The following is a 23,784-nucleotide window of genomic DNA, read 5'->3' on the forward strand; positions in this document are numbered from 1 at the left end:
ATGGAACCTGCGCGCGAGCCTGCCCCGCCCCCGCTCACTCCCGGTAATGTCCCCGGCGTTCTGGCGGTCTTTCTTGCGCTGGGTCTCGTGCATCTGGCCTTCGTGGGTCTTGTGGGGCACCGGCTGGGTGGAGGCGCCGTGGCGCTTGCTGTGGCGATGTTCGCCGCCGTCCTGATCGTCGCCGGGGCCTCGCTCAGGGCGCATTATCCCCATCCGCGGCTCGGGCTCTGCAATGCGGTGACGCAACTGCGTGCGGCGCTGGTGGCCGTCATCGCGGTCCCACTGGCGGCGCCGGGGGTGCTGGAGGTGGAACCAGGGCTCGCGTGGTCGGTGGTGTCGCTGGCGGCGCTGGCGCTGGCCCTCGACGGGCTTGACGGCTGGCTGGCACGCCGGGCCGGTCTCGTGTCGGACTTCGGGGCGCGCTTCGATATCGAGGTGGACGCACTGTTCGCGCTGACGCTTGCGCTCCTCGTCGCGCAGGGCGGAAAGGTCGGCCTCTGGGTGCTGGCGCTGGGAGTGCTCCGCTACGCCTTCGTGGCCGGGGCCCGGATCTGGCCCTGGCTCGCGGCGCCTCTGCCCGAGAGCCGGGCGCGCAAGCTGGTCTGCGTGATCCAGATCGCGAGCCTGATCGCGATGCTTGCGCCGCCGGTGGGAGGCGGCGTGGCGGTCTCTCTGGCGGCGGCGTCCCTTGCGCTGCTCATCTGGTCCTTCGGGCGCGACGTGGCATGGCTCGCGCGGCGCTGAGCCTCCTCCTGCTCGGCCTCGTGCTGGCGCTGCCCAGCCATCCGTCCGGCGCCCTGCGCTTTCCACTCGAGCTGCCAGTGATGGTGGCATTGCTTGCCCTCCGGCCGGGGCGGGCGCGGGGGCTGCGCGGGCTGATGGTCGCGGCTCTGGTGGCGACGGTCATGCTGAAGGGGCTCGATCTGGCGCTCCAGCTCGCCTTCGGGCGCCCCTTCGATCCGGTGGGCGATCTGCCGCTGCTCGCGTCGGCGCTGGATCTGGGCGAGGGGGCGCTGGGAGCGGGCCGGGCCCTGCTCGCCGTGGCCGTGCTGGGTGCGGTGCCGGCGGGGCTCGCCGCCGGTCTCTGGTGGGCGACGGGCGTCTGGGCCGGGCGTGGCCGAGCGCATCCGCGGTCAACGGGGGCCGCGGCCGTGCTCGCGCTGGGGCTGGTGGCGGCCGATCTCGCGCTGCCCGACCGCGTCCCAGGCGCAGCCTTCACCACCCGGCTGGCGTGGGACCATGCCGCGACGGCGCGGCAGACGCACGCCGATCTCGCGGCCTTCCGTGCGGGCGCCCTGAGCGATCCCTGGGCCGGGCGCTCGGATGCCCTCTCGCGCCTGGGCCAAGCCGAGCTTCGCATCGTCTTCGTGGAGAGCTACGGGCGGGCGAGCTTCGACAATCCGCTCGATGCCTCCCATGTGGCCCTCCTGCGTGCGGCCGAGACCGACATCGCCGCCCGGGGCCTCGCCATGCGGTCGGGCTGGCTCGGCTCTCCGGTCGCGGGCGGGCAGAGCTGGCTTGCCCATGCCACACTGGCCTCGGGCCTGCGGATCGACGGCGCCATTCGCTACCGCGCCCTGATCGCGAGCCCGCGAAAAACGCTCTTCGAGCTGGCGCAGGCGGCGGGGCGGGATACTCTGGCCGTGATGCCGGGCATCACCCGCGACTGGCCCGAGGGCCGGCGGCTCGGCTTCTCGCGCATCATGGATGCCGAGGGGCTTGGCTACCGGGGACGGCCCTTCAACTGGGTCACCATGCCCGACCAGTTCACCCTGACGGCCTTCGACCGGCTGGGATCCGAGGCGTCGCGGGTTGCGCAGATCGTGCTCCTCTCCAGCCACGCGCCCTGGGTGCCCGAGCCGCGGCTGGTGCCGTGGGAGGAGGTGGGCGACGGGAGGATCTTCGACGATCAGGCCACGGCCGGCGACCCGCCCGAAGTGGTCTGGCGTGATCCCGACCGGGTGCGGGCGGCCTATCGCCAGTCTCTCGCCTATTCGCTGCGGACGGTGACGGCCCATGCGGCGCGGTCGGGCGCAGGCGCGCTGACGCTGGTCCTCGGGGATCATCCCCCCGCGCCCTTCGTCTCGGGCATCGAGGGGCGGGACGTGCCGGCCCATCTGATCGGTCCACCCGAGCTTCTGGCCGCCTTCGACGGCTGGGGCTGGACCGAGGGGCTGATCCCGGCACCGAACCTGCCCACGGTGCCGATGGAGGCGTTCCGCGACCGTTTCCTGTCCGCCCTCACGGGCCCGCCGTGAGTTCCGGGCGCGCCCTATACACCATGTCCGCGTCCGCCGATCCGGCGCCTGCGGACTTGCCCGCAGGACGCATTGCCCTAGGCTTGGATCCACGGGACAGACGGGGGATGGCGCTTTGCGGGTGACACGGCGGGGACTGCTCGGCCTCGGAATCGGCGGATTGGGGCTACGGAGCCTTGGGGCGGGCCTTTCTGCTCAGGGGCTGGCCTTGATGGCGGCAGGCCCGGCGCGCGCGCAGACGGCGGTGGCGATGCAGCTCTCCTGGCTCCATTCGGTCCAGTTCGCCGGCAGCTACATCGCCCAGGCCCGCGGCTACTGGCGCGAGGAAGGGCTGGAGGTAGCGTTGCAACCGGGCGGGCCGAATGCGCCGGTCGAGCCGCCGGTCGTCTCCGGTCAGGCACTGGTGGGAATCTCGGCCGCCGACTACACCGCCGCGGCCGTGGCGCAGGGCGCCCCCTTCCGCATCCTCGCCGTGGCCATGCAGAAGAACCCCTTCGCCATCGCCTCGCTGCCGGCCAATCCGGTGCACACGCCCGCGGATCTGCCGGGCAAGCGGATCGGCATGGCGCTGGCCAACATGCCCGTATTGAAGGCGCTCTGCGCGCTGAACGGGATAGATGCGGCGAGGATCGAGGTGGTGCCCACGCAATATGACGCGGCGCCCCTGCTCGCGGGTCAGGTCGATTGCCTGCTCTGCTGGGCCACCGACCTGCCGGTGGCCATGGCGGTGCGCGGAATCGAGGCCGTCACGATGCTGATGGCAGATCACGGCTATGCGCTGCATTCCCAGACCTACATCGCGACCGACGAGAGCATCGCCTCGCGGCGGGCCGAGCTGGTGGGTCTCCTGCGCGGCGAGGCGCGGGGCTGGCAGGCCTGCCGCGCCGATCCCGAGGCCGCTCTGGCTCTGACGCTGGAGAGCCATCCCGATGCGGGCCTCGATGCGGCCGTGCAGGCGCTGCAGCTCGAGCGGCAGTTGCCGCTGATGGAGTCGGACCTGACCGAGGCTCATGGCTTCGGCTGGTTCAGCGACGAGACGGTGGCCGCCAACATCCGCACATTGGCCCTTCTGGGCCGCGAGGTGAGCCCCGACCTCTGGGACCGCTCGCTTCTCGAGGAAGCGAATGGCTGAGGCGCCGCCGGAGGTCGCCTGCCGGGGCCTCGCCCGCACCTACGGAACGGGGCCAGACGCGGTCGAGGCGGTGGGGCCCATGTGCCTCACCTTCGCCGCGGGCCAGACCACCGCGCTCGTCGGCCCGTCGGGATGCGGGAAATCGACGCTCCTGCGGATGATCGCGGGGCTCGAGGAGCCCTCGGCGGGCGGCGTCAGCATCGGCGGGCAGTCGCCTCTCGCGGTGCGCCGCCGGGGCGGGCTTTCGGTGGCGTTCCAGGAGGCGGCGCTTCTGCCCTGGCGCACGGTCGAGGGCAATGTGGCGCTGGCCCTGCGGCTTGCGCGGCGGCCCGCCGATCCTGCGGCCGTGGCGGGGCTGATCCGGCTCGTCGGGCTCGAAGGGTTCGAGCACCGCCGCCCGGCCGAGCTGTCCGGGGGCATGCGCCAGCGCGCGGCCATCGCCCGCTGCCTCGTGACCGCGCCGGGTCTCCTCCTTCTCGACGAGCCCTTCGGTTCGGTCGATGAGCTCACCCGCCTGCGGCTGAACCTGGACCTGCCGCGGCTCTGGCAGGAGCGGGGGACGACGACAATCCTCGTCACCCACTCGGTTTCCGAGGCGGTGCTGCTGTCCGACCGTGTCCTCGTGCTGTCGCCGCGGCCCGCGGCGGTGGTGGCCGACATTCCCGTGCGCCTGCCGCGCCCGCGGCGGGCGGCGATGGTGCGTGAGGCGCAGTTCCTCGACCTCGTGGACGAGATCACCGCCGGCCTCTCCGAGGGAGGGGCGGCGCCCGACCGGCCGCTCGCCGCGCAATGAGCGGCCGTCTCCTTGTCGGTCTGATGGTGCTGCTCCTGTGGGAGATGGCGGCCCGGACGCTGGCGGGCACGCATCTTCTGGCTGGGCCGGTCGACACGGCAGGCTGGCTCTTCCAGCACCGCGGGCTCGTCGGTCGCGCGCTGGCCGTGACCGCGGGCGAGGCGGCGCTGGGGCTTCTGGCGGGCACGCTCGCGGCCGTGCTGCTGGCGGCGCTGGCCGTGCTCGCGCCGCGCCGGGTGGCGGCGGTGATCTCGCTTCTGATGCTCTTCCTCTTCTGCCTGCCGCTGGTGGCCACCGGCCCCATCCTGCGCGTGCTCTGGGGGCCGGGCCTCGGGCCGCAGGTCACGCTCGCGGCGCTTGCGGTGACCTTCACCAGCTATCTGGCGCTTCTCGTGGGTCTCCGCGCCGCGCCACCGGTCTGGCTCGACCTCGTGCGCAGCTACGGGCGCGGGCGGCTGTCGGAGCTCTGGCATGTGCGGGCCCGAGGGGCGCTGCCCTACGTCATGGCAGGCCTCCAGATCGCGGCACCCGCGGCCTTCCTCGGCGCGCTGGTGGGAGAGTTCACCGGCGCCGAGCGCGGCCTCGGTCTGCTGGTGATCCGGGCGCTGCGCGAGCTGGACGCGCCGGCCACCTGGGGCCTCGCCACGGTCGCCGCCGCGGTGACAGTGGCCTCCCACGCGATCCTTGCGGCGGTCGGGCGCAGGCTGCAGGCCGAGCCGCCGCTGATCCTCGCGACCGCGACGGGCCGACGCGAGGGGCCGCTGCCGGTCCTGGCCGCACTGGCGCTGGGGCTCATCCTCTGGGCGGGCGCTATGGAGGCGGCTGACCTCAGCCCCTTCTTCGCCAAGCGGCCCTGGGATGTCTGGGCCTTCCTCTTCACGGATCCCGAGGCCGTGGCCCACCGCGCGGAGCTGGCTCTCGCACTGGCACAGACGCTGCGCGTGGCGGTGCCGGGCTATCTGGCGGGGCTTCTGGCGGGGGCGGGCCTTGCGGCGCTGGTGATCCTCGCCCCCCGCGCCGAGGGGGCGGTGCTGCCCGTGGCCGTGGCGCTGAGGGCGGTCCCCATCGTGACCACGGCGCCGCTTCTGGTGCTGGCGCTGGGGCGCGGGCCGGCGGGCACGGTGACCATCGTGGCGGTCATGATCTTCTTCCCGACCCTCGTCGCCTGCCTTCAGGGGATGCGCCAGACGCCGCGGGCGGTCCTCGACCTCTTCGAGAGTTATTCGGCAAGCCGCGGCGCGCGCCTCCTCCATGCGCAGCTGCCCGCAATGCTGCCGGCCTTCTTCGCCTCTGCGCGGATGGCGGTTCCCGCGGCGATCCTCGCCGCCACGACGGCGGAATGGCTGGCCACCGGCACCGGGCTCGGCGCGCTGATGGCCGTCACCGCCTCGACCTCGGCCTACGGCATGCTCTGGAGCGCCACGCTCGTCATCGCGCTGGCCGCCTGCCTCGCCTGGGGCGCGCTCGGCCTGCTCGAGCGGGCGGTCCTTTCGCGCACGGCGGCGGAGCAGCTGGCATGAGGGCGGTCTTCGCCATTCCCGGCGATCCGGACCGCCGCTCGGGCGGCTTCCTCTACGAACGCTCGCTGCTTGCGGCGCTGAACGAGAGCGGCCACGAGGTCGCTTATCTGCGCCTTCCCGCGGGCTTTCCCGACCCCGATCAGGCCGAGACCGCCGAGGCGGCCGCACTGCTCGCGGCCGTCCCCGAGGGCGTGCCGGTGATCCTCGACGGGCTCGTGCACGGCGCGATCGAGACGGAGGCGCTGGCGCGGATGCGCGCGCCGCTCGTGGCGATGACCCACCATCCGCTGGCGCTCGAGACGGGTCTGCCGTCTGCCCGCGCCGCCCTCCTGCGCGAGCGGGAGCGGGCAAATCTCGCGCTGGCAGCCCATGTGCTGGTGCCGAGCCCCCACACGGCGCGGCTCCTCGTGCAGGAATACGACGTGCCCGCCGAGCGGATCACGGTGGCGCCGCCGGGCTTTCCGCCACCCGATCCGGTGCGCGCGCCCGTGCGGCCGCCGCTGATCTTGTCGGTGGGGATCCTGGTGCCGCGGAAAGGGCACGACGTGCTGCTGGAAGCGCTGGCGCGGATCCGGGATCTGGACTGGCAGGCGCGCATCGTCGGGGCGCCGTGGTTTCCCGAGACGGCCGCGGCGCTGCACGCGCAACGGACGGCTCTCGGCCTCGAGGCGCGGGTCGCCTTCACCGGCGAACTCGGCGAGGCCGACCTGTGCGCCCTCTTTCGCCGGGCCACGCTCTTCGCGCTGGCGACCCGGCACGAGGGCTACGGCATGGTCTTTCCCGAGGCGCTGCTGCACGGCCTTCCCATCGTCGCCTGCGCCACGGGGGCGGTTCCCGACACGGTGCCTGCCGACGCGGGGCTTCTGGTGCCGCCGGACGATCCCACGGCCTTCGCCGACGCGCTGCGTCGCCTGCTCGAGGACGGGCCGACCCGTCAGCGCCTGGCGGATGCGGCTTGCCGGGCAGGGGGAACGCTGCCGCGATGGTCCGACACGGCCGCGATTGCCGGAGCGGTGCTGGATCGTCTCTCCTGCTGAGAGCCTGTCGGCCTCGCATCCCTTCCGTTGGCGGGCAGCCGCGGTGAGAAGAGCCGGTGGCACGGCCTGCGCAGGAAGCGCGTCCCGGCCACAACCTGCCAGCATTGCGCGTTCCTGCCACCGAAACTCCATCGTTGCGCCGCCTTTCGGCCAATGGTTGAAGCGAACGAGAGCCCCGATCCGTGCCCGATCCTCTGGCGCACGTCTCCGGCACCTCCGACATCGGATGGAAGGTGGTGCGGAATAATGTCCTGCGCCGCACGACGAGGTGATGAATGGTTCTTCCGGTATATTCCGAGGCAGAGGCTGGCTGGCAGCTTACGAACGGCTACTGGGGCGGTTCATCCCATTCCTGGTCGCTCGATGCGTCGCGCAGCCTGACCTACTCGTTCTCGTCCGGGATGACCGAGCCGGAACGGGCGATGGCGCGGATGGCACTCGCGACCTGGAGCGACATCGCGGACATCCGCTTCGTTGAAACCTCCAGCGGGAAGCTCACCTTCCAGAACTCGGACTCGGGCGCCTACACCTCGTCCTCCTGGGTGGGATCCTCGCTGACCACGGCCCGGGTGAACGTGTCGTCATCCTGGTTCGCCAGCTACGGGCAGGAGGCGGGCGGCTATTCGCTCCAGACCTATATTCACGAGATCGGGCACGCGCTGGGGCTGGGCCATACGGGCAATTACAACGGCTCGGCAAGCTATGCCGGCGACGCGCTCTATGCCAACGACAGCTGGCAGACGAGCGTCATGTCCTACTTCTCGCAGACCGAGAACACGTTCATGGATGCGAGCTACGCGTTCACGCTGACGCCGATGACCTTCGACATCGCCGCGATCCGGGCGCTCTACGGTGCGCCGGAGGCGGCGCATGCCGGAGACACGGTCTACGGTCTCGGTTCGACGGCGGGCGGATCGCTCGACTATCTCGGCCGGACCGGGTTCTCGGCCTCCGTCTGCTTCACCCTCGTCGACGGATCCGGCCTCGATACGCTGGATTTCTCTACACGGAGCGAGGGGAACCGCATCGACCTCGGCGAAGGGGCGGTGTCGGACGTGTTCGGCAGACGCGGCAACATGGTCATCGCCGCCGGAACGGTGATCGAGAACGTAAGCACCGGCTCGGGGGCTGATCGGATCACCGGCAACGGTGCCGCGAACGTCCTCTCGTCAGGCGCAGGGAACGACGAGGTCAGCGCGGGAGAAGGCGACGACACGATCTGGGGAGAGACGGGCGACGATGTCCTGACCGGCGGGGCCGGCAGCGACCTGTTCCGCTTCGCTGATGGCTTCGGAACCGACAGCATCCTGGACTTCGAGACGGGCACCGACGTCATCGACCTGCCGACGCTCGCCGGCATCTACAGCTGGCAGGGCTTCCTCGGCCATGTGATCGAGACCTCCGTCGGGCTCTGTATCGATCTGGCAGAGGGCATGCTGACGCTGGTCGACATGACCCTTGCCGCCCTGACCGCCAGCATGGTCCGGGTGGACGGCATGATCCTGCCGGACGAGGACGGCCCGCGCAGCATCATGGGCACTACTGCCGATGATGCCCTGCAGGGTGGCACGGGCGACGACACGATTGCGGCGGACTCCGGCAATGACACGGTCGATGCGGGCACGGGACGCGACTACGTTACGCTTGCGGATGGCGACGACGTCTTCACCGACGCAGTCGAGACGGGCGCGGCAGGCTCTGACACGGTGTCCGGTGGCGCCGGGAATGACCGCCTGGAAGGTTCGGGCGGTCATGACGTCCTGATGGGGGATGACGGGCAGGACACGATCCTCGGCGGTGGTGAGGCGGAGACGCTCGACGGCGGGACTGGCGACGACCTCATCCATGCCGGTGATGGAGCCGACTGCGTGACGGGTGGAGGCGGGTCCGACACGATCCGGGGAGACGCGGGCGCCGACCGGCTCTTCGGAGGAGCCGGCGACGACCGGATCTTCGGCACAACCTCGGCGAACCGGATCGACGGCGGAGAGGGACGCGACACCGTGGCGGCCGGTGGCGGTGACGACATCGTGGCCGACACTGGAGGCACCGACCTTGTGAGCCTCGGGGCGGGCAACGACACCTACCGGGGCGCGGGCGACGTGACGGGCCGGGGCGACACCATCGAGGGAGGAGCGGGCAGGGATCGCGTCCTCGCCTCTTCGGGGAATGACCGGGTTGACGGTGGTGCAGGGAACGACACGCTGTCGGGCGGGGCCGGGTCCGACCGGATCATCGGAGGAAGCGGGTCGGACCTGCTTCGCGGTGGGTCGGGGGCGGACGTCTTCGTGTTCGCGGCCGGCTGCGGCGCGGATCGGCTGTCGGACTTCCGCCCCGGCATCGACCGGGTGCTGCTCATGTCCGACGGTGGCCTCGACGATTGGACCGAGGTCTCCGCGCATCTGCGCCAGACCGCGGCAGGTGCGGTCCTCAGGCTGGATGGTGGCAGCCTCTGCTTCGCGGACCTGACCCTGGCCGGCCTGCACCAGTCGGACTTCATCTTCGCGTAAGGTGCACGCCGCGCGCGGTCCTTCGTGGCCCCGCTCGGACCACGAGAGTGGCCATGCCTCGGCCATGCTGCCGTTCCTGCCGCGGCCCGCATCCCGAGGATGCCTCAGAAACCCGCGACGGCTGCGAATTCTGCCCGGCCCTGATCCGGTCCCGCGGTGAAGCAGGCGACGGTTGTCGGGACCGGTAGGTCGGGAAAGTGATAGATCGCATTGGCGCTGAAGGGTCCGCCGCCGGAATGGCCGATCGCATGTCCGGCCGCGCCCATGCTGCCGCTCATGAGGCCGAGGCCATAGCCGCACTCGGTCCAGGGGCGGCCGGCAATCGCACCTGCCACGCGCCGGCGAGCCATCATCTGCTGCATGGATGCCGCGTTCAGCACCTGACCGGCGATCAGGGCGTGCAGCAGCCGCGCCGCATCCCTTGCCGAGCCGATCAGGCAGCCGTGGTAGACCCAGCCCGGGTGATACCGGCGCGCCGCTTCCCAATGCACGCGCGCGATGTGCTCGCGTGTTGTCGCCAACGTGACACTTTCCAGACCCAGGCGCTCGACGATGGTCCCCCGCACGAGATCGGCAAAAGAGCATCCGGCTGCTTTCTCGATCCACTCGCGCGCCAGCATGTATCCGACATTGGAGTAGGACCAGCCGCGGCCAGGCGCGAAGAGCCGCCCCTGAGCCAGCGCCGCCCGCAGCAGTTCGTCCCGTGGCCAAGGCTCTTCGTCGGATTCGACGGCCCGATGATAGTCGGGCAGCGTTCCGTAATCCGGCAGGCCTGCGGTGTGGTTCAGAAGCTGGCGCAGCGTGAAATCCTCTCGCTGCAGGGGTTCGTCGAGATTGATCCTGCCGCCTTCTGCCAGCTTCAGGGCACATATGGCGAGGACCGTCTTGGTGAAGCTCCAGTAGGGGAAGAGGAGTGTCGGGTCGCAGCACAAGCCGTCCTCACCCCGGTAGGGAATGCTGCAGGAATGCGGATGGTCCGGCTGCGTCATTGGATGGCCGCCTCGGCCTCAGCTTCCCGGAAGCTGGCGCGATATGTCCAGAAACTGCTCGTACATCTCGGCATCGTTCAGCGGCAGAAGATCCGGTGCGGAAAGCTCGGACAGCGCCGCGAACTCGCGCATCGATCCCGAGACGATCGCATCGAAATTCATCGCCACCGAGAACGTGTTCAACGTGTTCATCGCCACCTGAGCGTCCTCGGTCGCCGTCCCGAGCGCGGCAGCAGTCTTGTCCCGGCGGGCGACGAGGACGTCCCGGTAAAGCGCGATCGCCCTGTCGACCCGGTCGAGGACCCGCATGTTCGCCTCGATGGTCGAGCGGATGGCCGCTGTGCTTGCGCGTGCGACGACCCGGTCGCCCTCCTTGCGGATACGGCTGTTCTCCGCCTTCAGCTCGTCCAGCGCGGGAAGGTAGACCTCGTCGTAGTGCTGCAGGTGCCGGGCCTGGAGCCGCGCGATCATCATGCGGTTGAGGACGGCGACGCCCAGATACTGCTCCTGTATCTCCGGTGCGGAGCCGGCCGCGTCGGCGAAGAGCGTGCGCAGCTGCTCTTCCATCTGCGTCAGGATGCCGGAAATGGAAGCCGCATCCACGAGGTCGCCGCCATTGACCTGGTAAAGCAGCAGTTCGGCGTTGCGGTCGTCCAGTTGAAGCCGGTGCCGCTCGGCCATGGTCTTGCGGAAGTCCTCGATCACCTCCGTCCGCGCGGACCGGAGGCTCGCCACCTCGGCGTCGATGGCCGCGATCTCGCGCTCCAGCTCCTGACGGGTAGGGGTCTTCTTCGGGCTGATCGCGTTTCCGATGCGATCGAAGAGGCCGTCCGCCGGTTCCTCGACAGGCTCGGATCCTGCGTCGGGCGCGGTGCGGGCTTCGATCTTCAGGTCCGACTGCGCCATCTGCCGCTCCACGATCTTGCGGTCGAGCTCCGTCAGACGGGTGCGCGCGGTGCGGTAGGTCTCGGGCAGGACGAGGTCGAGGGCCTCGTCGAGATAGGTGTCGATCTCGGCCTGATAGCCGGACTTGTCCTTCAGCCACGACCGCTCGGGCGCTTCATCGAGCTCTCGCAGCGTGTCCCTGATCGCGGGAAGTTCGTCGCGCAGATGACGAAGCAGCTTGCCCGCCGCCGGGTCGGCCGGCGTTTCCTGCGCCCAGAGGGCGGCAGGCAGGGCGAGGACGAAGACAGATGCGCGGAGAATGCGGTGCATCGCGGGATCTCCCGATGACGTGGTTCGTATTGCGGCAGCTTAACTTGCGGGGCGGCCGAAGTCATCCCGGCCGGGTCCGCGCAGCTTCGGTTCAGGCGGGCGCGGTCTGATAGCGTTTGGCTCCCGAGGGATTGTCGGGATCAATGACGGTCAGGCCGGGTCGTGCCGGAATGCGCCCGCGCCACTCGGGCGAGGCCAGCAACCGCCGCATGTCGGCAGCGCCTGCGGCCCAGTGGTCGAGCATGGTCCGGCGCGAGAACTCGTAATCCTTGGTATGACCTTCGAAGGCTGCGCCCCGGTTGATGAGATGGGCGAGGGTAACGGGGCTCGTCGCTCCCATTCCGGTCAGGAACCGCAGGTCCGGGTCGTCCTTCAGCTCGTCGCCCACCTTCTGCCGGAGGCGCAGTCCGGCGGCCCTTATCTCGGCGAGCTGCCGGTAGCGGTCGGTGGTGAGCCGGGTCCGGCTGGAGTAGCGGATGTCCTGCGCACGCAGGTGCACGTCGTAGATCGTGCGTGGCTCGGGACCGCGCGCCGGGAAAAGGTCAAGCTGGAAGATGCAGAGCGGCGCGCCGTCGGTATTCTCGAGCACATGCTGAAGCGGGGTGTTCGAGACGAGTCCCCCGTCCCAGTAGAGCTGGCCATCGATCTCGACCGGGGCGAACCCGGGTGGAAGCGCCCCCGAGGCCATTGCATGCGCGATCCCCACGTCGCGCGCATCTGCGCCTGCGCTGTCGAAATAGGTGAAGTTGCCTGTGGCCACGGCGACCGCGCCCACGCTCAGCCGCGGCCCGCGCTTCTCCGAAAGGTAGCTTTCGTCGATCAGCCGTGCGAGCGTGGCGGCGAGAGGGGTCGTGTCGTACCAGCTGAGCGCCTCCGGAGTTCCATCCGGCATCAGCGCCGGAGGGAAGGGCCGCGGCCTGAAGAAGCCCGTCGCGCCGAACATCTGGACCCAGAGGCCGGAGAAGCTGTTCACGAGTTGCCGCCGCAAGAGCGTCGTCGGCTCGATCCTCGGCGAGCCGGAACTGACCGTCTCCCAGAATTCGCGCAGGTGCGGCACCCGATCTTCGGGTCGGTTGCCGGCGATGAGGGCCGCGTTGATCGCGCCGATCGAGATGCCGGCGATCCAGTCCGGCTCAAGGCCCTGCTCCGCCAGCACCTCATAAGCCCCGGCCTGGTATGCACCCATCGCTCCGCCGCCCTGCAGCACGAGCACCTTGCGTTCCGTCGGTGAAGCACTGTCCATCGTTCTCGGTCACCTAGTTGAAATGTGTCTTCCAGAAATTCCGCCGTCCAATATCGGTTCGGATCGGGCGTCCGTAGGCGGCCTGCCTTCCGCAGTCGGCGGAACCGTCCCGGCGTGGGCCCGGATCCCTCCGCGGCGGGTGTCCCGGCGGATGCGAGGACGCCAGCGCCCCCCGTAGTCGCCTGTTTCGCCATCGACGCCGAGGAGACAGGATCAGCGGACCCTCGGTGGCCCGTCAAGCCCGGCCCGGCCTCGGAACAAGGCCATCGGGGTGCGCCGCCTGTCTGCTGCCCGTCGGATCAGGTGGAAGGATATCACGACGCCCGGAGGGGCGCGCAAAGCAAATCATTAAGACGTTCCCGCTAAAAGCAAAGCGGGCTGCTTCGCGAGCGCATTTGATGAAGGCTTGAACCGGCCGCTCCCTGACCGAGGGGCACTGTCGGCGATGAGGGGATCGGAATGGCTACCTACACGTTCTATGGCTATCATCCGAACGACTGGATCACCGAGACCGACGCCACCGGCAAGACCGGCATCGCGCTGACCCCGGACTGGACGCAGGCCGACAGGCTCACCTTCACGATCACGGATGATGACGGCACGCTGAGTGGTGGCGGACTGCTCGGCGGCGCCTCGGACTGGTTCCAGCAGACAGGCTCGGTCACATCTTCCTCGGGCACGTCGACCAGCACGTTCTTCGTCAAGGCGGTGACGACGCTGGTCGGCCCGGATGGCGCGGCCACCTACGTCTACGAGATCGCGAACTCCAGCGGCTTGACCGTCGGCTATGCCGCGAGCATGCCGATCGTGCCCGGCGTCGGCTACACGATGGGCTCCACGACCACGACGTCCGGTGTCAGTTACTCGACCCTGCAGGGCGGGACCAACACCTGGGATGCGGCGGCCGCCAATTCCGTTACGGGCGGCGCCTACGGCGACCAGATCTACACCGGTGCGGGCGCCGATAGCATCAACTCGGGTGCAGGGCATGATTACATAAGTTCGGGCAGCGAGGCCGACGTCATCGATGCGGGATCGGGCAACGACACGATCTATTTCGGCACGGGCGACGACACGATCTACGGTGGCGACGGCAACGACACGATCGACGACGTGGCAGGGCAGCAGTGGTCGGGGGTGAACTACATCGACGCCGGTGCGGGCGACGACCTCGTCTATGCGGGGAACGACGACGATACCGTTCAGGCCGGCGAGGGCAACGACCGCGTCTATGCCGAAGAGGGCAACGACCTCGTCTACGGGGGCGTCGGGAACGACCGGCTCGACGGTGGCAACGGCAATGACACGCTCGCCGGAGATGGGGGCAGCGATTCCATCTACGGTGGCGGCGGCGCGGACGTCATCCATGGCGGCAGCGGCAGCGGCATCAGCGATGCAGGCGGCGACGGCAACGACTACATCGATGGCGGCGACGGGAATGACACGATCCAGGGCGGCACCGACAACGACACGATGCTCGGCGGCAGCGGGTCTGACCAGTTCTCGATCCGCGCCGGTGACGGTGTCGACACGATCTTCGCTGGCGAGGACGCTGACGGTGGCGACCGCGATACGCTCGACTTCTCGCAGACCACCGGCGGCGTGAATGTCGGCTTCGGCGGCTGGGAAACCGGCAGCTACACCGTGGCCGGCGGAGGATCCGGCTCGTTCCGGGAGATCGAGCAGGTCGTGGGCGGCTCGGGGGCCGACACGATCTCGGGCGGCATGGCGGCCGAGACGCTCGCGGGCGGCGGTGGTGAAGACCGGCTGTCGGGCGGCGTGGACGACCTCGAAAGCCGGGATGCCTCCGGGCACGACGTGCTTACCGGCGGAACCGGCCGCGACACCTTCGTGATCGGGGCGGGCTACGGCCGCGACATCGTCACCGACTTCAACATGACGACCCTGGACGGGGGAACGACTACCGACCGGATCGATGTCAGCAACCTGCTGAACGACAAGGACGAGCCCATTACTGCCTGGGACGTCACGATTTCGGACGACGGGAATGGAAACGCCGTGCTCACCTTTCCGTCCGGCGACCAGCTCGTGCTCGAAGGTGTCTCGCCGTCGCAGATCGACAATGCAAGCGCCCTCCATAGCATGGGCATCCCCTGCCTCCTCGCGGGAACCCGCATTGCCACCCCCGCCGGGCTGCGCCCGATCGAGGACCTGAAGATCGGCGATCTGGTCGAGACCTCCCGCGGCGTCCAGCCCCTGCTCTGGGTCGGCAGCCGCACCGTCACCCTCGCCGAACAGCAGGCCGATCCGCGGATGCTGCCGGTCGCCATCCCGGCCGGGTGTTTCGGAGAGCACGGGGCGCTGCGGATGTCGCGCCAGCACTGCATCGCGCTTACGACCTCGGAAGGGCCGGCCCTGGTGCGCGCAGCGCATCTGGCGGCGCGGAAAGGTCCCGCCTCGAGTCCCGAGGCCGAGGGCGACGTTTCCTATCACCACCTGCTCCTGCCCGCGCACGATCTGGTGCTGGCGGAGGGTCTGCCGGTGGAAACTCTCTGGCCGGGACCGGTGGCCCTGTCGACATTCGGCCGGAAGGTCCAGTTCGATCTGGTGCGGGGCCTGCCGCGCCTCGCTGCAGCGGTCTGGGGTCAACGTCCCGTGGAGGAGGTTTACGGCCCCGCCATCCTTCCGGTTCTCACCGGTGCGGAGTTGCGCGAGCGTCAGGCCGGCTGGTCCCGGCCGCTGCACGCCTGCATGCTGGGCCGCCTCGGGGACAAGGGCGACCTGATGACCGCCGTCTGACCGCAGGATCGGTCGGCGCCGGCCACCCCTCGCGGCAATCCGTGGCGAGGGTGCCGCGCGATCAGGCGGCGCGGCCAGCCTTCCCGGCGCAGAGAAGCAGCGCGAGGTTGCAGAGCGGCCCATAGATCGCGCTGACGCTGGCCCAGTCCGGCGCGCCGGACGCGACACGATGGAGCGTCTCGATGGCCTCGGTGAGCTTGCTCCGGATCTCGGTCGACTCCATGCCCGCCGCGGCATCGCGCAGGGTCCGGGAAGCGGCCTCGAGCGCCGAAGGAACAGAGGCGGGATCGTCGTGGATCATCTCTCGCGCATGCCGGAGAAGGTCGAGCGCATCGGCGAGGACGAGCCCGTCGCGGGCAGGGGATCTTGTCACGGCATGAACCTCGGCGCGTGGAGAAGCGGGATCGCTTGCTGCAAGTGCAAGGATCGGGCCGGATGGTTGCAAAAGCGTTGTCGTCGGATGCCGCGCCCGCCACATGGCCGCAGACCGACGCCGCGGTCGCGCGGAACCCGCCTGCAGGAAAGCGGCGCGAGAAAGGCAGGGATCGGTCGTCCGTCGAGCGGACGAGGGCACCAACCAACGTCGCTGCCTAAACATGCTGCGCAAAGGGATCAGTCGCCCATCGAGCGGATGTTCAGCACGCGACCGCAGTGCTTGCAATGCACCGCATCGCTGTCATGCAGCTGGAGGCCACAGTCGGGGCAGGCGCAGCGCACCTTGTTTGGCCGGAACAATGTCTGAGCGAGCCGCAGGAACAGCGTGACTCCGCAGATCATGATGACGATGGAGATGAGCCGCCCGCGCGTTCCCTCCAGCGTGATGTCGCCGAAGCCGGTGGTGGTGAGCGCGGTCACGGTGAAGTAGAGCGCATCCGCATAGTTCTGGATCTCGGGATTGCGCGTGTGCTCGGCGGTGTGGACGACACCCGTCATCACGAAGAGAAAGACCACGAGGTTCGTCAGCGCAAGCAGCATTTCCTCGTTGCGCCGGAAGAAGGGCCAGTCCATCCGCAGCCGGCCGAGGACCTGATAGGCGTGAAGCAAGCGGAGGGTGCGCAGGGCCCGCAGGAAGCCCGCGAACTCGCCGCTTGCCGGGGCGAGGAAGGACAGGACTGCCACCACGTCGGAAAGCGTGGTCGGGTAGAGCAGGAACCGGCTCCGGCGTGGTGCGGCGATGAAGCGGGCGGCGAGGTCGCAGAGGATGAGCACGCCGAAGAGCAGATCCGCCGCTTCGAGCCAGGGCGTGCGCGGCATGAAGGAGGTCGCGATGACGAAGGCCACGACCGCGAGGTCGAAGGCGATCAGGGCATAGCGGAAGCGGTGGGCCCGCCGGCTGCGCCCCTCGTAGAGATCCTTGAGCGCCTTCTGCAATTTCTCCCCTCCGGTTCTGCACCCAGCCAAGGCGTGGACTTCACGGGCGGTTCCCTCAGGCCGCTTCCTGCCGTCGGCGCGTTGCGGGCTGTCCCGAAGCCGCAACCGCGAGCTCCGGCGCGTTACCTGCCTGCGCCGATGCGCCGCGAGACCTCCGCCGCCGCCTCGCTGACCCAGAGGCCGATCTCGCGGATCCTCGCATCCGGCATGCGGATCGTCGGACCCGAGACCGAGATGCCCGCCACCGCTTCGCCATGGGCGTTCAGGATGCAGGCCGCGACGCAGCGCATCCCGATCCTGCGCTCCTCGTCGTCGAAGGCATAGCCCCTCTCGCGGATCTGCCGGACGGCTGCGCGCAAGGCCGCGGCATCGGCCACCGTCTTGTCGGTGAAGCGGGTGAGCGTCTCGCGAGACAGGAAGGCCTCGAGCCGCTCGTCGTCGAAGGCGCCGAGGAGGGCCTTGCCGATCCCCGAGGCGTGGAGCGGCGAGCGCGTTCCGGGTGGAAAGAACGCCCGGATCGACTCGTGCGTCTCGACCTGGCTGACGAAGAGGACGTCGCCGTCGCATTCGATCCCGAGGTTCGAGGTCTCGCCCGTCCGCATCATCAGGTCGCGCATCACGGGCCGGCTGCGCTCGACGATGTTGGTGCGGCGCAGGAAGGCCGATCCGAGCCGGAACGCCTGCGAGCCGACGAACCATTCCTGCCGTTCGGGATCGTTCTCGACGTAGTGGCGGCGTTCCAGGGTGGCGAGCACCCGATGCATGGTGGCGGGTGACTGATCGAGGTGATCCGCAAGCCGGGAGAGCGTCATGCCCTGGTGGAGGGCCAGCGCCTCCATCACATCGAGCGCGCGGTCGAGCGACTGGATCCCGGCCAACGGCTCCGCCGACGAGCCTCCCTTTGGCCGCCCCCTGCGCCTGACGGGCTGCTGCATGATCTCCTCCCTTCCGGACATCACCCGTCTTTCAAGCATTTTCCGGTCTCATACAGCGGAAAAATGCAACCCACTGACATAGTGTAACTAAACGGACACTTATCCAATATTGAAACAAATTTCCAGAAAAATTTATTGCGTCGTCGTCCTGTGCTAGGCTTCCGGCCATCATGGAGGAACCGACGATGACCAGCCAGAATCCCGTCTTCATTCCCGGCCCGACCAACATTCCGGAGGTGCTGCGCAAGGCCGTGGACCTGCCGACGGTGGACCATCGCAGTCCGGTCTTCGGCGGCATCCTGCGTCCCGCGCTCGAGGGCGTGAGGAAGGTGCTGAAATCCGCCACGGCCGAGATCTTCGTCTTTCCCGCGACGGGCACCGGAGGCTGGGAGGTCGCCCTCGCCAATACCCTGTCGCCCGGCGACAAGGTGCTCGCCTCGCGCAATGGCCTGTTCAGCCAGCGCTGGATCGAGATGTGCCGGCGCCACGGGCTCGATGTCACCGTGGTGGAGCAGGACTGGGGCGAGGGTGTTCCCGCCGACCGCTTCGAGGAGATCCTGACCGCCGATACCTCGCACCGGATCCGCGTGGTTCTTGCCACCCACAACGAGACGGCGACCGGTGTCCGCTCGGACATCGCGGCGGTTCGGCGGGCGCTTGACCGGGCCGGCCACCCGGCACTGCTCTATGTCGACGGGGTGAGTTCGATCGGCTGCTTCGACTTCCGCATGGACGACTGGGGCGTGGACATTGCGGTGACCGGCTCGCAGAAGGGCTTCATGCTGCCGCCGGGCCTCGCCATCCTGGGCTTCTCGGCCAAGGCGCTCGCCGCGGTCGAGGCCGCCAAGTTGCCGCGGACCTATTTCGACATCCGCGACATGCGCGACGGATATGCCGCCGGCAGTTTTCCCTATACGCCGCCCGTGGGCCTGCTCAACGGGCTGAAGGTCGCGACGGACATGCTGCTGGACGAGGGTCTGGAGAACGTCTTCGCCCGCCACCACCGCATCGCCGAAGGCGTCCGGCTCGCGGTCTCCGCCTGGGGCCTGAGGCTCTGCGCGGCGCGGCCGGAGCTCTGGTCCGACAGCGTCAGCGCGATCCGGTTGCCCGAGGGGTTCGACGGCAACCGGATCGTCGCCCGCGCGCTCGGCACCTATGGCGTCGCCTTCGGCACAGGTCTGGGAGAGGTTGCGGGCAAGGTGTTCCGCATCGGCCACCTCGGAAGCCTCAGCGACGCGATGGCACTGTCGGGGATCGCCACCGCAGAGATGGTGATGGCCGATCTGGGGCTTCCGGTGAGGCTGGGATCTGGCGTTGCCGCAGCGCAGGAGCATTATCGTAGCTCCACGGTGCCGGCCCAGCGCCAGGCGGCCTGACCGGGGCGGGCGTCGCAAGAGCGAGCCAGAGGCGGGCGGCGCATCCCGAGGATCGCCGCCGCTGTCCGGTGCCCAAACTGTGGTGTGGCGGCCGCATTTCCCTGGAGAGGAGCCGATGGGACGCTTCGGCGTGAAGATCTTGTCTCGCCTGCGATCACTGACTTCTCAGGTGTCGTCCGGCGCAGAAAATCCCAAGGTTCGACATGAAGGTGGGATTGGACAGTGCACGCACCGGACCCAACCTTCAGTCGCTCCGCCGGTGCCTATGTGGACGCGGCCGCCTGACGGCATCAATCCTTTAATCAGGGGACTTTGACCGCGGTGCAGGCGCCGCGCCCTTGGACGGAGGGCGCCGACGACGGGGCCTGACGCGCACAAAAATGCTCTGGCCGATCGGAACCGGACGCGCCTTCCCGCGTTCTTGCGTGCTGCCGATCGGGGAGGGAAGCGCCGGATGCCGGAAATCGAATCCAAGCTGCGCGCCGTCGTGGCGCAAGTCCTGCATGTGGAGCCGGACACGATCTCGCGCCATGCGGCGCTTGTGGAAACCTTCGGAATGGACAGCCTCGACAGCGTGGAACTCCAGATGGCGATCGAGGATGAATTCGGGATCGAAATTCCGGATGCGGACCTGTCCCATCTGGCGACGTTCGGTCTGGCACTTGATCACGTCCGTCGTGTGCTTTGCCACCGGGGTTCTGTCGCGCAGTTGGCTTGACGGGTCATTTTACGGCAGTCCGAAGACGCGTGGATGCCTTGATGGGCACGCGCCTGATCCGGCGCACCGCAACGGGCAAGAGCCGCCGAGACGGTGGTGAGCCACTTCCGCTTGGTGATGCTGACGACCTGTCTCCGGGAGCACGCCGCTGACCCTCGAGCCTGCAGGCGCAGCTCCCGATCCTGACGGCTGTCTCACTTGGCTTCGGGCGGCCGCTTCCCGTGCAGGCTGTGCTGCTGGTGCTGCCCGCGCTCTGCGCCCGCTGGCTGGGACCGGCAACGACACCGCAGCCGGCATGACGCCGCTCTTGCCCGGAAATGCCGACAGAGGAGGGCGTCGACACGGTGCCTGAAGGCGGCTGCGCTGTGTGCATCGCGGACGGAATGAGGCCAGGATGTCCGATCGGAGTCGCGCGGCCGATGCCTGACGTCACCGCAGCCGGCGCTTGCGTCCGATCGTTGCACTCCCTTGCAAGCGACCGAATTCTCGTCCACATGTCTGCTCCTGTCCGTCATCTGGCACTGTCAGAGGCTCGAACCACATCATGCGTCTCCTGCTTGTCCCCGCCCTGACCTGGATGCTGCTCCTGACCGGTTGCGCCGGTGAGGCGGCCGGACCAGGCGGCCGAGTGGTGGTCGAGCACGCAGGAAGCGAGCTCCTGAAACTCCGCGCCGGACCCGGTCTTGGCTATCGCGTGGTCCTCGGCCTGCCGGACGGAACCGCACTTCTGCGCCACGGCTGCGTGACCGAGGTGGGGCAACTCTGGTGCCGGGTATCGCTGGTCGACGCACCGCGCATCAGCGGCTACGTCTCCGCCGACTATATTTCAGGGCGCTGACTCGTCAGCCCGGTGTTTCCGACGAAAGTCGTGGCGCCTCCGGACCGATCGTCCCGGGATCCCGCCGCAAACATCCTTGCGCATTCGAGAGCTGCCGCTCACGCGGCCGAGATGTCATGCGCTCATTGGCCCGTCCCCCGCCTGCTGGCGGGGGCGCGCGATATATCGCCAAGCATCTGCCACGTTCGGCTCAGGTCGGCGTGGCCGGCGCTTCGGCGAGAAGGTCGGTCAGTTCCTGACGCATCCGTGCCAGTTCATCGTGCACTTCGCCCCGACTTTGCTGCAGGGCATCGTCAAAGGCATCGAGCACATGCTGCTCGCCGTCTTGGATCTGCTTCATGACGTCCTCGTCGATGCTGTCGAACATCGACCGGAGCGTGACCACCGTCCGGTTCACGGTGGACATGAACGTTCCCTCGTCATCGGGCCGTCGACCGGCCTTCGCAAGCATGTCCGAGAGCCGTGACGCCTGGCGCTGGTGGAGCTGACGGAAGCTCTCGGCGGTGGGACGAAACTCCGGCTGGGCCTTCTCGACCATCTTGTCGAAGCCTGCGAGCACGTCGCGGCTGCGGTCGTGGAGGGTCGCCAGGGCGTCGACGGCCGCGTCGTCCGCGGTCGAGGGTGCGCCCGCCGGCGCGGCATGAGTGCCGGCGGCAACTGCCTGAGGACCGCCGGCCTCATTTGAGGACGCCCCGACGGCTTCGGTCCGGTCGGTTGTCGCAGAGGTCCGTTCCGCTGGCGACCGGGTGGTGGATGAGGACCGTGCCGCGTCGCCGTGATCCGGGCTGCCGAGCTGACCCGCGAAGGACTGCAGCCTGCGGTCCGAATGTCCGGCCTCCTCGACGGCGCTCTTCAGGCAGGATGCGGTTTCGGCGTCCTGGACGCTCGAGGTCACCGTGAGATCCTCGTCCCGCCCCAGCTCACGCTGAAGTGTGGCCAGTACCTTCTGTGTTCCGGTGGGCCCGGTGTTGAAGCGCTCGAGGATCTGCCTGCCATTCGTTCCGTCACGATAGAGAACGTATCCCGTCGCTGTGATTTCCACCTCAAGTTGTGCCATGAAATCTCCTCCTGGTTCGGTCAGGTGCTCTGGGGCATCGCGCCCGCACCAACCCGTTCGTCGCGACAAGTCCCGGGCCGGGGAGGAAGTTCCTCGGTTCAGCGGCTGCCGTAACGACCACCAGTGCACGCAAAGGAAGGAACGCGTCGCCGCAGGACAGCGGGTACCTCGCGCCGCCACGCGGGCTGAGGTTGTGCATGGTGCCATATCGCTGCGACAGAGAGGCGGTCACCCGTCTGCAGCGAGGCCCTCGCGGCTCCTTTGCAGAAGGCTGGATCGGAACAAGTCCGGCTGCCGGCTGTTCCGCGGCTGTCAAGCCATGGAGGAGGATGACGATGGACGTGATGCGCGAGTACTTCGTGACGGGGCTGAAGAATGCCCATGCGATGGAGAAGCAGGCTCTCTCGATCATGGAACCACAGCTGAACCGGCTGGAGCACTACCCGCAGGTTCTGGAGCGGCTCGGGGAACACGTCCGCGAGACGGAGGGCCAGATCGAGCGACTGCGCCAGATCCTTGAATCGGCCGGAGAGAGCCCATCGGCCATGAAGGACGGGTTCCTGTCGGCGATGGGAAGCATGGCGGCCCTCGGCCATGTGCCGGCGCAGGACGAGATAATGAAGAACTCGCTGGCGAACCTTGCCTTCGAGAATTACGAGATCGCCGCCTACACGGCGCTGCGCACCATCGCCGAGGCTACGGGGGACACGCAGGCGGCAGGACTGCTCGAGCAGAGCCTGGACGAGGAGAAGCGCATGGCCGCGTGGATCCAAGAAAACCTGCCCGAGATCACGCGCAGCTTCCTTGCGCGAAAAGCCGAAGGGCTTGGCGCCAAGGTCTGAGCGGCAGGAGCCCTCGAGCGCCGTGGTCCTTCCTCTTTACGGAGGAGGCACCATGATGCTCTCCGGCACGGTGCCGGGCGGGATCAACCTGAAGAACCTGCTGTCGTCAGGGCTGTCCGCGATGCCGCTGGGCAGCGACTGGGCTCCGGTCAACATGTGACGTCAGCGGCAGCATTGCCGCCGACATTGAGTGCGAATGTCACGGCGGAATCCGCCGGTCGCCTCCTGGCCACGCGTCTCCACACCATGACCGCGGATCCGGAAATGAAGGAGTTGCTCGCCTGTGTCATCGCGCGCGACTGCGGTTAATGGTCGCCCCTTCCCGGCGGGAATTGCGTTCACAACCTGCGAGAGGCGATGCACGAAGCGTCCGCGATGCGCCGTGTCGGGAACGGGGTGCCATCGTCGATCTTGATCGTGGTGAAGCGGTGAGGCTGCGCCCTCCCGTCTATCATGGCCTCGCGACTGGCTCCGAAGAGAGGCGGATGCGCTCGTCTGCGGTCTCAACGACAAGCGTCAGAGGACCCGATGCGGCGGCACCCTGCGGCCAGTCCATGACCTTGTCGAGCCGCCCGGACGCATCCGTGGTCGCGACATCGAGCACGTCGAGCCCGCCCTCGCGGCGCAGGCCGACATTGACCGGGGCCTCGGGCGGCAGCCCGCTCGCCAGAAGCCTGAGCTGGCCGGCGGCGGTCGTCTCGACCACGAGATCTGCAGGCCCCGAGTCGACGATACCGAGCCTTTGGGCGAAGCCGCGCAGGTCGCGTCCGAGATCGGGATCGTCCGAGAGATAGTCGGCTGCGGAGCGCCCGGCAGCATTCGCTGCGTCCTCGACCTCGCGAGCCGTGTCGGCCAGCGCCCGGCGGGCGTTCTCGAACCGGGAGCCGATGCCCGCCTCCGGAATCTCCATCAGCGCCTGCGGCGTGGGCACCTCGGCCGGCGCGAGACCGTTGGCTTCGCGCAGGGTCTCTTCACTGACGCCACAGCGCGTGGCGATCTCCGAAAGCGTCTCGTCGGGTCGGAGCGCCTCCTCTGCGCCGCAGCCATCCTGTGCGGCCGCCGGCGCCGCAACAAGGGCGGCCAAGCCGATAGCAGCGATAGTTCTGGGCATGCCTCCCCCCGTTCATTGCATGTTCCGGCCGGCAGGATGCTTCTGGCCATCGTCTGCGGATGTAGAGGGTCGCAACCGG

At 68.9% G+C, this 23,784-nt stretch carries 21 protein-coding genes; 13 read left to right on the forward strand and 8 right to left on the reverse strand.

Annotated elements, in window-relative coordinates:
• From ACTVZP_RS11955 to ACTVZP_RS11985, 7 genes are all read left to right on the forward strand, one after another.
• Positions 1–744, forward strand: coding sequence for a CDP-alcohol phosphatidyltransferase family protein (locus ACTVZP_RS11955; RefSeq protein WP_443212371.1), 744 nt, complete (start codon positions 1–3; stop codon positions 742–744).
• On the forward strand, positions 726–2,258 hold the full coding sequence (locus ACTVZP_RS11960; RefSeq protein WP_443212372.1) for a sulfatase: 1,533 nt from the start codon (positions 726–728) through the stop codon (positions 2,256–2,258). The genes ACTVZP_RS11955 and ACTVZP_RS11960 overlap by 19 nt, the downstream gene beginning before the upstream one ends.
• 121 nt (positions 2,259–2,379) lie before the next feature.
• Positions 2,380–3,390, forward strand: a complete 1,011-nt coding sequence (locus ACTVZP_RS11965; RefSeq protein WP_443212373.1) for an ABC transporter substrate-binding protein — start codon at positions 2,380–2,382, stop codon at positions 3,388–3,390.
• Positions 3,383–4,183, forward strand: coding sequence for an ABC transporter ATP-binding protein (locus tag ACTVZP_RS11970; RefSeq protein WP_443212374.1), 801 nt, complete (start codon positions 3,383–3,385; stop codon positions 4,181–4,183). The genes ACTVZP_RS11965 and ACTVZP_RS11970 overlap by 8 nt, the downstream gene beginning before the upstream one ends.
• Positions 4,180–5,703, forward strand: a complete 1,524-nt coding sequence (locus tag ACTVZP_RS11975) for an ABC transporter permease (RefSeq protein WP_443212375.1) — start codon at positions 4,180–4,182, stop codon at positions 5,701–5,703. Before ACTVZP_RS11970 ends, ACTVZP_RS11975 begins: the two co-directional genes overlap by 4 nt.
• On the forward strand, positions 5,700–6,740 hold the full coding sequence (locus ACTVZP_RS11980) for a glycosyltransferase family 4 protein (RefSeq protein WP_443212376.1): 1,041 nt from the start codon (positions 5,700–5,702) through the stop codon (positions 6,738–6,740). The genes ACTVZP_RS11975 and ACTVZP_RS11980 overlap by 4 nt, the downstream gene beginning before the upstream one ends.
• Positions 6,741–7,015: 275 nt before the next feature.
• Complete coding sequence (locus ACTVZP_RS11985) at positions 7,016–9,250, forward strand: M10 family metallopeptidase (protein ID WP_443212377.1); 2,235 nt, start codon at positions 7,016–7,018, stop codon at positions 9,248–9,250.
• Between the two features lie 104 nt (positions 9,251–9,354).
• Here ACTVZP_RS11985 and ACTVZP_RS11990 read toward each other — a convergent pair whose 3' ends face one another.
• The 3 genes from ACTVZP_RS11990 to ACTVZP_RS12000 all read right to left on the reverse strand — a co-directional run bounded on the left by ACTVZP_RS11990 (position 9,355) and on the right by ACTVZP_RS12000 (position 12,697).
• On the reverse strand, positions 9,355–10,239 hold the full coding sequence (locus ACTVZP_RS11990; protein ID WP_443212378.1) for a serine hydrolase domain-containing protein: 885 nt from the start codon (positions 10,237–10,239) through the stop codon (positions 9,355–9,357).
• 18 nt (positions 10,240–10,257) lie between these two features.
• Complete coding sequence (locus ACTVZP_RS11995; protein WP_443212379.1) at positions 10,258–11,454, reverse strand: hypothetical protein; 1,197 nt, start codon at positions 11,452–11,454, stop codon at positions 10,258–10,260.
• A gap of 91 nt (positions 11,455–11,545) precedes the next feature.
• Positions 11,546–12,697 (reverse strand): patatin-like phospholipase family protein, encoded by a 1,152-nt coding sequence (locus tag ACTVZP_RS12000; protein ID WP_443212380.1) that lies wholly within the window; start codon positions 12,695–12,697, stop codon positions 11,546–11,548.
• Positions 12,698–13,156: 459 nt separating this feature from the next.
• Here ACTVZP_RS12000 and ACTVZP_RS12005 point away from each other — a divergent pair, with 459 nt between their 5' ends.
• Positions 13,157–15,457 carry a Hint domain-containing protein gene (locus ACTVZP_RS12005; RefSeq protein WP_443212381.1) on the forward strand — a complete coding sequence of 767 codons (2,301 nt, stop codon included), beginning with the start codon at positions 13,157–13,159 and terminating at the stop codon, positions 15,455–15,457.
• Positions 15,458–15,518: 61 nt separating this feature from the next.
• On the opposite strand, the gene ACTVZP_RS12010 is transcribed toward ACTVZP_RS12005, so the two are convergent.
• From ACTVZP_RS12010 to bhcR, 3 genes are all read right to left on the reverse strand, one after another.
• Positions 15,519–15,830 (reverse strand): hypothetical protein, encoded by a 312-nt coding sequence (locus ACTVZP_RS12010; protein ID WP_443212382.1) that lies wholly within the window; start codon positions 15,828–15,830, stop codon positions 15,519–15,521.
• Between the two features lie 239 nt (positions 15,831–16,069).
• Complete coding sequence (locus tag ACTVZP_RS12015; protein WP_443212383.1) at positions 16,070–16,828, reverse strand: potassium channel family protein; 759 nt, start codon at positions 16,826–16,828, stop codon at positions 16,070–16,072.
• Positions 16,829–16,950: 122 nt separating this feature from the next.
• Positions 16,951–17,763, reverse strand: a complete 813-nt coding sequence (bhcR, locus tag ACTVZP_RS12020; protein WP_443212384.1) for an HTH-type transcriptional regulator BhcR — start codon at positions 17,761–17,763, stop codon at positions 16,951–16,953.
• Between the two features lie 185 nt (positions 17,764–17,948).
• Here bhcR and bhcA point away from each other — a divergent pair, with 185 nt between their 5' ends.
• The 3 genes from bhcA (at position 17,949) to ACTVZP_RS12035 (ending at position 20,695) form a co-directional block, all read left to right on the forward strand.
• Complete coding sequence (gene bhcA, locus ACTVZP_RS12025; RefSeq protein WP_443212385.1) at positions 17,949–19,139, forward strand: L-aspartate--glyoxylate aminotransferase BhcA; 1,191 nt, start codon at positions 17,949–17,951, stop codon at positions 19,137–19,139.
• 454 nt (positions 19,140–19,593) lie between these two features.
• The gene (locus ACTVZP_RS12030) at positions 19,594–19,857 is read left to right on the forward strand and encodes an acyl carrier protein (RefSeq protein WP_443212386.1); all 264 of its coding nucleotides are present in this window, start codon (positions 19,594–19,596) and stop codon (positions 19,855–19,857) included.
• A 544-nt stretch (positions 19,858–20,401) separates the two neighbouring features.
• The gene (locus ACTVZP_RS12035; protein WP_443212387.1) at positions 20,402–20,695 is read left to right on the forward strand and encodes an SH3 domain-containing protein; all 294 of its coding nucleotides are present in this window, start codon (positions 20,402–20,404) and stop codon (positions 20,693–20,695) included.
• 190 nt (positions 20,696–20,885) lie between these two features.
• Here ACTVZP_RS12035 and ACTVZP_RS12040 read toward each other — a convergent pair whose 3' ends face one another.
• Entirely contained in the window at positions 20,886–21,752 is an 867-nt protein-coding gene (locus ACTVZP_RS12040; protein ID WP_443212388.1) for a ferritin-like domain-containing protein, read from the reverse strand.
• Positions 21,753–22,087: 335 nt separating this feature from the next.
• Between ACTVZP_RS12040 and ACTVZP_RS12045 the strand changes: the two genes are divergently transcribed.
• A complete protein-coding gene (locus tag ACTVZP_RS12045) occupies positions 22,088–22,594 on the forward strand; it encodes a ferritin-like domain-containing protein (RefSeq protein ID WP_443212389.1) in 507 nt (168 codons plus the stop codon).
• Positions 22,595–22,750: 156 nt separating this feature from the next.
• Positions 22,751–22,903: a manganese catalase family protein gene (locus tag ACTVZP_RS12050; protein ID WP_443212390.1), complete on the forward strand. Its 153-nt coding sequence runs from the start codon at positions 22,751–22,753 to the stop codon at positions 22,901–22,903.
• A 142-nt stretch (positions 22,904–23,045) separates the two neighbouring features.
• Here the strand turns inward: ACTVZP_RS12050 and ACTVZP_RS12055 are convergent, their stop codons facing one another.
• Positions 23,046–23,705, reverse strand: a complete 660-nt coding sequence (locus tag ACTVZP_RS12055) for a LysM peptidoglycan-binding domain-containing protein (RefSeq protein ID WP_443212391.1) — start codon at positions 23,703–23,705, stop codon at positions 23,046–23,048.
• Positions 23,706–23,784 lie beyond the last annotated feature (79 nt).

It is taken from the genome of Rhodobacter sp. NSM, from assembly GCF_052244495.1.
In the GTDB taxonomy this organism is placed as follows: domain Bacteria; phylum Pseudomonadota; class Alphaproteobacteria; order Rhodobacterales; family Rhodobacteraceae; genus Cereibacter_A.